The organism is Bacillus haikouensis, from assembly GCF_013179555.1.
Lineage (GTDB): Bacteria > Bacillota > Bacilli > Bacillales > Bacillaceae_B > Rossellomorea > Rossellomorea haikouensis_A.
In genome coordinates this window covers 1-8314 of sequence record NZ_JABMCR010000185.1, presented here as the reverse complement: position 1 = coordinate 8314, position 8314 = coordinate 1, and the positions used below count along the sequence as shown (strand labels likewise).

Sequence of the window (8314 nt, the reverse complement as noted above, 5' to 3'; positions counted from 1 at the left end):
GCACCCTTCTTCTGGTAAGGGCGGTATTGAATACAATCGTTTCTACATATCCGTCCCTCGACCCCCGTACAACACGCTCGATATCGGGTTCCTGTGGCCCCCTCACTGGATAAGTCCTTGCATCTATGATGATTATTTTATCGATTCCATCCACAACGAGAGCCGTCGGTCCAGCCAGAACCAGATCGATGACCTTATTCAAATCATCGACCTGCTCGATCTCAATATACGGGATATACGTTTTCAACAGCTTGTTTAGCGTATCTTCCTCCAATTGTTCCGGGTCAAGTCCCGACAATAATTTCATCAAGTAATGCATGATATCATCTTTAACAAAGCCATCAACTAAATACATGGCCATCTTTCTATCTGCATATTCCAGGTCCAGCTGGATTACATCGAAGCTTTTATCGACAGCCAGAGCTTCATTAAGAAAGCTGGTATTCTCTTCAATATTCGTAGAGACAGGCTTCTTCTCTTTCGACATTTCAGCCTTCACTCCTCATCCATTAACATGTATTTCCATCTTTACCATCCTAGACAATGCAAAGACAAAACATACATATAGACTGCTATTCAAAAGAATGCTGCTTACCGGCATTATAAAGGATACTTAATGAAATTCGTACACGTGCTCTTTTCGAAACAAATCGGCATGCAACCGAAAGAGCCTGTATTAAAATCATAATGCAGTGCCTCCCTACATATTAATTAACAACCGGACAAACCATTGGAGTGAACGTTATGAAACAGAAATTTTTACAAGCCTTTCCGTTCTTGGTCCTTATGGTTATTCTAGCAATAGGAATCAAGTTCATTTATAAGCCTCAAATACAGGAAAGCATTATTTTTTTTCCGATCAATGAACATGTTACATATGAATCAGCTTTAACACTGCTCAATCTGCATCCGGAAAAAAAGGATCACTATTATGAATTCGATTGGAAAACGTCTTCCAAATTAGATACACCAGCTTTCTTGCGTCAGGATGTAGGATTTCTATTTATAAATGGGAGATTGAAGGGAAAATTGAATGAATGGGAACAAGATACCGATCAAATCGTTCAGGAAGAAACAATCAAAGGAAAAGAGAGCAGTATCCTACAGGCGCTATCATTCCATTACTCTGAAATCCACGACAATGACGATGAGTATACGAGTGCGCAGAAGATGACAGAAGATACACTCTACGTAATAGATTCAAATTTCAGTTCATTAAACTCATTCAGACAACCTGGTACGAAAATGGAAAAAGAGTGGAAGGCCATAATCGACCGTGTCTCTTCTCAACAATTAGATTATCTATGGGAAAAAGGGATTGATGCATTTGATATTCCAATCAAGGAGTATACGGCAATTCCGCTCACTCAATTCCCAAATCTTGAAAGCCAGCCCTTGGAGGGGTTTAATAAAAAGGAGTGGGAGAGGCTTATCGGAAACCTGTGGGAAGGGTTATATAAAAACTATTATTTAGGGATTAAAAAAGAAGATGGCACCATCATTGACTCGATCGACAGCACCATTCCCCTCATTTTAATCAAGAAAGATAAGAAAGAACTTATAGTCTTGCTAATTGATAAATACGGCAATCCGCAATTATTGAGACAGAGATTATCCCCTTTTTAGAGGGCGCCTCCTAATTCTTTGACGAGATTTTTGTATTTCTCCTCCTCAGGGTTTAGTTTATACGCTTTTTCCGCGTGGGTAAGAGCTTCTTCACGCTTGCCGTCATCAGTCAGCATCAGGGCAAAATTGTAATGGGCTTCGTGAAAATCATTTCTTTTTTCGATTGCGCTCATTAAATTCGCTTTAGCAGCCTCCGTTTTGTTAAGCTTGATTTCGACGTAAGAAAGGTAAAAATATGTCTCTGCATTCGGAGTACCTTTCTTTACTACTTCTTTCAGCAATTCCTCAGCCTCCGCCCATTCTCCGTCTGAAATCTTTTCCTGTGCAACGCCGTTCACTGTGTTAATGTCCCAATCGGATGGTGCCGCATGCTGATCATCTACATATACTATACCAACCAGAAGTACAGTCACCGTTAACACAAGGAGTTGTCTGATAGGACGGAACACCCCGGGAACACTGACGATCCCGGCAGCAAGAAACCCACCGGCCAGACCGCCCAGATGACCGGCGTTATCGATACCCGGGATAGTAAAACCAAAAGCCAGATTCAACAATATGACTGCGATGATATTCGTTCCCATCGTTCTGAAAAAGATTTTCGGGTACAGTACACCGAAATAGAGCAGTGCCCCAAAGCATCCAAATATAGCTCCACTTGCACCTGCCGAAAGATTCGCCGTGAAAAGGTAGCTGGCAAAAGAACCCGTAATCCCTGAAACCATATAGACGAAAACGAACCTGCTTCGTCCATATATTTTTTCCACCGCAGTTCCCAAATAATAGAGAGCAAGTGTGTTCATGAGCAGATGCAGCATGCCTATGTGCAAAAAAATCGGTGTAACAAGTCTCCACCATTCTCCTTCAATGATCAGTGGATTATACTTCGCTCCAAATTCAATTAAAGTTTGGGGATCCTTGCTCCCTCCATTTAATTCTAGAAGAACAAACATGGCCAACTGTACCGCGATAAAGAAATAAGTGAAAAAGGGCCTGCCTTTCTCAAACAGCTGCCGCTCTTTTTGAATCTGCTTTGTTGATGCACGTAAGGCCTTACCTTTCACCAATTCCACGTTTGCCTCAAGTACCTCCGGGGGGAGTTCCCACTCACCGTCACAAAACAATGGGTCATTGATCAACAGTTCCATTCCCCTTGTTTCATCTATTAATATGGAGTCTACTCTCGATTTATCTTTTTCTGCCGCAAAAGGTTTTTCAAAGAGTTCAATGCCTCCATCTACAGGAGGGTAGGTGGTTATGTATAGATTTTTTACCTTAAGACTTCTTTTTCTTCTTTTTCTGCGTATTCTTTCAGCATTTTCTGAAACAGATAAAATATCCCTTTGAACCCATGAACCCCAATCGAGATCCTTCAGGCGCAGTCTGACAACATCCGGCTCTTTTAAAACAGTATTTTCCAGCCAGATTTCGTCATGCGTTGAGGATAAATTCATGATTCGGTACTGTTTCTTTTCAATCAGGAAAAGCGCTATCTTCCAAAAGAGGTAATGATATCTAAAATTCACTACATCCACTACTTTCTCTGAATTTACAGGGTATTTCATTCTTCCTGCATTCTTGTTTAATGCTACTATACCCTTTCCATTTTTATGATGTAAAGTTAGAAGGTCGATAATAATGCAAGTATCCAATGATCCTGTTACTCTGATGCATCCCTATTCTCCCAAAAAAAGACTGTATGAAAGGATACCCCTTCCATACAGTCTCTTTTCTAACGGAATGTGCTCTGGATGAATTTCGCTCGTATTCCCGGGATGCTCATTGCCCCTTTTACAGCAAAACGCCTTATAAAGAAATTCCCCAGCAGCAGGTTGAGAATCCGATAACGATTGGGGATCAATAACAAAACTAAGCTGCCAAGGACGATCCATTTGGTTAATCCGTTCATATTTATCCCTCCTGGGTATAGTTTGGATCAGGAACCGCCATATTATCCACTGATTCTCAACCCGGAATGAATAACAGAATGCCCGCTCCGGCAAGAAAACTTGATGTGAAATTGACACTTTCATTATTCATCCATGAATAACCCTTGCTTTTAACAGCAGGAACGCCGCAATGCATAGCGGCTTCCGTGGAGGAATTGCAGACGGGACATGTGAATTCTTCCTGCCAGTATGCACCTGCCACAGTATCGAATACATTCCCTAAAAAACCTGCGACGCTGATAAGAATGAAAAGAGACCAGTGAAATGAATCCTGCAAAATAAAAAACATCAATGATATAAACACTGATCCCGCTAATGCCGCGACAGTGCCCAGCAGGGATACCGCTCCGGAAGTTCCTTTTTCCACTCTTTTAAAAGATCTTATGGAAAGTGGAGACTTCCTGCTCAACGGTCCTATTTCAGAAGCCCATGTATCGGAGTTTGCTGCGGCAATAGCGGCTGCAAATGAATAGAGGCACCACTCACTGCCTGTAAAATGGTATAGGATGATAAAGACAGCGGCCGGTCCTCCGTTCGCCCATACCTGCTGCCAGTCACGTACAGATGACTTGGCCAGTCTTCCTTCTATTTCTGCTTTGGAACCTGTAAACAGTTTGGACCAAATGCTGGAACTAAGAAAAAATGCCCCCAGTAATAACAGGCCTTTCCAATGATAGAAATACCCGATGATACATCCCATTATCAGTGCTGACAGTGCACCGGAGAAACTCAGATTCTTTGTTTTCCACCCTCCAATACAAACAAGCAGCACAAGTAGAAATATTATCACACTTGATTTATCCACACTGAATACTGTCGCTTTCGGTTATGATCTTGGCAACCGGGATATCAAAGTATTCAACTGGCAGTTCCTCCACAATCTGTTCATCGAATGCCAGAGATAATGTCCATCCGTTATATCCAGTGAGGAACCGGTCATAATACCCGCCGCCGAACCCAAGACGGTATCCTTTTCTTGTATAAGCCAATCCGGGGACAAGGACTGTATGGATCTGTTCTGTATGTACTGAATTGGTACGCGAAGGTATGGGTTCATACAAATCATAATAGACTTTTTCAAGAGTGGTAAAAGAATTAAGTTCACGGAAATCCAATTCTCTAGTTGGTGCCTTGCATTTGGGAACGCATATTTTCTTCCCTTCTTCCCATGCCCGTTTAATCATGTTCCACGTATTGACCTCAGGATGTTTTGAAACAGTGACTGCTATGACTTCACTGTTCTTCCATTCTTCAGAATGATAGAGTCTTTGTTCGATTTGAAAACATTTTTGCTCATATTCCAGAGCAGAAATCCCCTTCAACATTTCAATCTGCCTCTTCCTCAATGATTTTTTATCCATGTTTGCCCTCCTTCTTCATACCTATTATATCAGCAGAGATATCGATCTATAAATTTTTTATAAGCGAATAAAAATCTATTGCATCTGAGCATAAAAAAAAGCAGCGGATAAAATCCGCTGCTTATTTCGTTTCGCGGTGAAGAGTCACACGCTTTAATTTCGGGCAATATTTTTTTAGCTCTAGACGGTCTGGGTTGTTACGCTTGTTCTTTGTAGTAATATAGTTACGCTCACCAGTTTCTGTGCAAGCCAAAGTAATGTTTACACGCATTATAATTTCCCTCCAAACTTCACTATCTTCATCTATTCATACGACTTTTCTATAATATCACTTTTCCTGCTGAAATGCTAGTCCGTTTTTCATTCTATCGGGTAAAAATAATCCCTTCCCATCTACAGTTCCTTCCACTGCAAAAAGCTTTCCTTGTTTTACTTCAAAGGGCTTGAATGTATATTCGAGCATATACGCCATCATATGAAGCCCATTAGTGATTGGGTAATAATAGAGACTGCCATTTTTCAAAGACTTTTTCCAAAGCTGCAAGCCTTTTAAATTTAAGGGGTACACTGATTTTTTGACACTATCTGCACATGAAACGATATTTGACATGGCCATATCATTTTTACTGTAATTATAGAATGCATTTTTTGAAAGGGAGAGAACGCCTATCGTTTCTTCACAGCAGGCTAGCCACTCCACCAGAAAGAACACTTTCAGCTGTCGGGTTTCTTTCGTGACATTCTCAAATTCAAATGTTAATGACTCTCCCCACTTCTCTTTTCCTTCTGTTAGATGCATATTTATCCCGTTGAACGGGGTATCCACTTTGTCGAGAGGTATATACGAATCTGATTCCTTCCAGGCGATTCCTTGAATATTAAACTTCTTGTGTGTTCGATTATTATTATTCATCCGCCTCTACACCTTTTGCCATGTTTTTATTTTCTTTCCATAATACCTAGCAAGCTCTCTAGCAAGATTTCTCCGGTCTGCTTTCGAATAAATAATAAAGCCTCTGTCAGGATCACTGACTATCTTGGTCCAACCGCCGTCACGGTGTTCAATCATGAATTCTTCTTCATCCATCGAAGGGACTGTTTCCAGCAGCTTCGCAAGTACGAATGGCTTTTTTACCTTCGGACAGGCCACCTGGACCCTTGTAATAAAGGGGTCCGGGATTGTAACTCCGGGGTTTCTTGAGAAATCAGATACCTTCCCCGGAGTGAATTGCCCCCTCATCAAGTCATCGCGTGCTTTCTTGTATTCTTCCGGATTTCCGATATCTCTCCAATATGCTTTCGTTTTGTATACATATACCGCTTCATTATTTTTTAAAAGGGACGGGATAAGGTCCTGACTGAAATCAAGGGCACCTTTCCTTGAATATTTCTTTAGGAGGAACGGCTCGATTATATAAACCCCTGTGTTAACCTCGTTTCTTTCCCATGCGGCTGGCTTCTCGATGAAATCGATAAGCCTCCTGCTCAGGTCGGTATAACAAATCCCGTATTCACTCGGATTGGATACTTCCTTTGATACCAATGTCATGGCCGCTTTATTGCTTGTATGAAACTGTATTACTTGATCAATTGGAATATTAGTAAATGCATCACCGCTTAGCACAAGAAATGGCTCATTTAACAGATCCTTTGCCAGAAAAATACCTCCTGCTGTACCAAGCGGCTTCCTTTCTTCCAAGTAACGTATATTCACATGAAAACGGCGCCCGTCACCGAAATATTCTTTAATGGTATTACTTTTATAACATGTAGTAATAAGGATATCCTTGATTCCATATGACCTCAGAAGATCGATGCTGTACTCGAGAATCGGTTTATTAAGAATCGGCACCATCGGCTTGGCGACAGAAATTGTATATGGCCTAAGCCGCTTCCCTTCTCCACCTGCCAGAATGACTGCTTTCATTACCGTAATCCTTCTACTTTGGCTTGAAGGAGAATATCTTCATATACATGAATCGTCTGATCGGCTATCCGCTCCCAGCTGAACATGGACTGGGCCATCCTGAAGCCCACTTCCCCTAACCTCCCGGATTTATCCGGTTCGTTCAGCAAAGTCTGGAGATGTGAATATAGGTTGGATTCATCTTCAGGCTCGAATAATAAACCAGTATGTTCATGTTTAACGATGCTTTTCAGGCCGCCGGTATCGGATGCCACCACCGCTTTTTTAAATGCCATCGCTTCGAGGGCAACGATGCCGAATGGCTCATAAAGACTTGGAAAAATGACTGCAAGGCAATTTTTCAAATAACTGTTTCTCTTCTTATCTGAAATGAAACCTGTGAACAAAACCATCTCCTCGAGACCTTCATTCTTCACCTGCTGACGGTAATGTTCAAGCATCGGCCCTTTTCCTGCTATGATAAATGAGACCTTTTGACCTTCATCTTTCAGTAAGGAAGCAGCACGTATAAGCGTTTCGAACCCTTTCTCATGAACCATTCTTCCGATTGAAAAGAAATACGGCGTGTGTTCCTGAATAAGAAGATCCCCAGTAAGCTTTTCAAGTTGTTCCAATTCGACACCATTTGGAATCACCGCCATCGGTGCACTGAATGTAAACAGTGATTTGACTTCTTCTTTCATATGTTCACTGCACACAATCAAGTGGTCGGAAGCAGCAACCAATAACTGTTCCTCATCGTGAATCTTTTGCTGAAGTTCCGTATAGATCCCTTGATTCCTTCCATGCTCTGTAGCGTGTATGGTGGTAATCAAAGGAAGCGAGTAATATTCTTTTAACTTGATTGCAGATGTTGAGACAATCCAGTCGTGAGCATGGATATGAGTGATTTTTTCCTGAGAAATCATTTCATGTACATATTGAACGAACGATTGATTCAGATCAAACACCCACTTAAAGAAATTCTCTTCATATGGCTGCAATGGATGCACCCGGTGAATCGTCACTCCTTCAACCGTTTCGTAAGGGACGGCATCATTGGTTCTTGCCGTCAGAACATGAACTTTCTTCCCTTTCTTAACCAGATTATTGGCCAGATCATACACGTGACGTGAGAGTCCGCCTACAATATTAGGCGGATATTCCCAGCTCAGAATTAAAACGGCGCCCTCGTTTACTCCTTGAGAAAGCTCCTCTTTAACCGGGAGACAAGCGTCCAGCAGCTCGTCTGAAACGATGGAATTCACATTATTCCGATGCTGAATGAAATGTTCATCCTCCGTTCCCTCGATCATGAGAGAGGCTATCCGTTCAAAATGGGATGTATCAAACCGGCCTTCATGCAATCCTTGTAGTGCCATAATGAATTCTCTCGTTATTTGATAGTAGCCAGGACTTCTTTTATCGACATGGGAACTTATTTTCTCCAACGTATCTTCCATTTCATGGAC

10 protein-coding genes are annotated in these 8314 nt (G+C 41.7%); 1 reads left to right on the top strand and 9 read right to left on the bottom strand.

Annotated elements, in window-relative coordinates; genetic code table 11:
- The coding region (locus HP456_RS16220; RefSeq protein ID WP_172252967.1) for a spore germination protein at positions 1–487 on the bottom strand (487 nt) is incomplete at its 3' end.
- Between the two features lie 257 nt (positions 488–744).
- Between HP456_RS16220 and HP456_RS16215 the strand changes: the two genes are divergently transcribed.
- Entirely contained in the window at positions 745–1626 is an 882-nt protein-coding gene (locus HP456_RS16215; protein WP_172252965.1) for a hypothetical protein, read from the top strand.
- Here the strand turns inward: HP456_RS16215 and HP456_RS16210 are convergent.
- From HP456_RS16210 to HP456_RS16175, 8 genes are all read right to left on the bottom strand, one after another.
- On the bottom strand, positions 1623–3191 hold the full coding sequence (locus HP456_RS16210; protein WP_172252963.1) for a rhomboid family intramembrane serine protease: 1569 nt from the start codon (positions 3189–3191) through the stop codon (positions 1623–1625). The genes HP456_RS16215 and HP456_RS16210 overlap by 4 nt on opposite strands.
- 167 nt (positions 3192–3358) lie before the next feature.
- Positions 3359–3535, bottom strand: coding sequence for a protein YqgO (gene yqgO / locus HP456_RS16205; protein ID WP_172252954.1), 177 nt, complete (start codon positions 3533–3535; stop codon positions 3359–3361).
- Between the two features lie 56 nt (positions 3536–3591).
- Positions 3592–4365 carry a DUF92 domain-containing protein gene (locus tag HP456_RS16200; RefSeq protein ID WP_172252952.1) on the bottom strand — a complete coding sequence of 258 codons (774 nt, stop codon included), beginning with the start codon at positions 4363–4365 and terminating at the stop codon, positions 3592–3594.
- 7 nt (positions 4366–4372) lie between these two features.
- The gene (locus HP456_RS16195) at positions 4373–4936 is read right to left on the bottom strand and encodes a 5-formyltetrahydrofolate cyclo-ligase (protein ID WP_172252950.1); all 564 of its coding nucleotides are present in this window, start codon (positions 4934–4936) and stop codon (positions 4373–4375) included.
- A 121-nt stretch (positions 4937–5057) separates the two neighbouring features.
- Positions 5058–5207 carry a 50S ribosomal protein L33 gene (rpmG, locus tag HP456_RS16190; RefSeq protein WP_064091498.1) on the bottom strand — a complete coding sequence of 50 codons (150 nt, stop codon included), beginning with the start codon at positions 5205–5207 and terminating at the stop codon, positions 5058–5060.
- A gap of 57 nt (positions 5208–5264) precedes the next feature.
- On the bottom strand, positions 5265–5849 hold the full coding sequence (locus HP456_RS16185) for a hypothetical protein (protein ID WP_172252948.1): 585 nt from the start codon (positions 5847–5849) through the stop codon (positions 5265–5267).
- A gap of 6 nt (positions 5850–5855) precedes the next feature.
- Positions 5856–6863, bottom strand: coding sequence for a nucleotidyltransferase family protein (locus tag HP456_RS16180; protein ID WP_172252946.1), 1008 nt, complete (start codon positions 6861–6863; stop codon positions 5856–5858).
- Positions 6863–8314: glycosyltransferase family 4 protein (locus tag HP456_RS16175; RefSeq protein WP_172252944.1), on the bottom strand; the 1452-nt coding region annotated here is incomplete at its 5' end. The genes HP456_RS16175 and HP456_RS16180, both read right to left, overlap by 1 nt.

What these genes read in the sequence shown, in the direction of transcription:
- rpmG (WP_064091498.1), bottom strand. Translation starts at nt 5,207, where the DNA reads ATGCGTGTAAACATTACTTTGGCTTGCACAGAAACTGGTGAGCGTAAC.
- HP456_RS16180 (WP_172252946.1), bottom strand. Translation starts at nt 6,863, where the DNA reads ATGAAAGCAGTCATTCTGGCAGGTGGAGAAGGGAAGCGGCTTAGGCCA.
- HP456_RS16215 (WP_172252965.1), top strand. Translation starts at nt 745, where the DNA reads ATGAAACAGAAATTTTTACAAGCCTTTCCGTTCTTGGTCCTTATGGTT.
- HP456_RS16195 (WP_172252950.1), bottom strand. Translation starts at nt 4,936, where the DNA reads ATGGATAAAAAATCATTGAGGAAGAGGCAGATTGAAATGTTGAAGGGG.
- yqgO (WP_172252954.1), bottom strand. Translation starts at nt 3,535, where the DNA reads ATGAACGGATTAACCAAATGGATCGTCCTTGGCAGCTTAGTTTTGTTA.
- HP456_RS16185 (WP_172252948.1), bottom strand. Translation starts at nt 5,849, where the DNA reads ATGAATAATAATAATCGAACACACAAGAAGTTTAATATTCAAGGAATC.
- HP456_RS16210 (WP_172252963.1), bottom strand. Translation starts at nt 3,191, where the DNA reads ATGAAATACCCTGTAAATTCAGAGAAAGTAGTGGATGTAGTGAATTTT.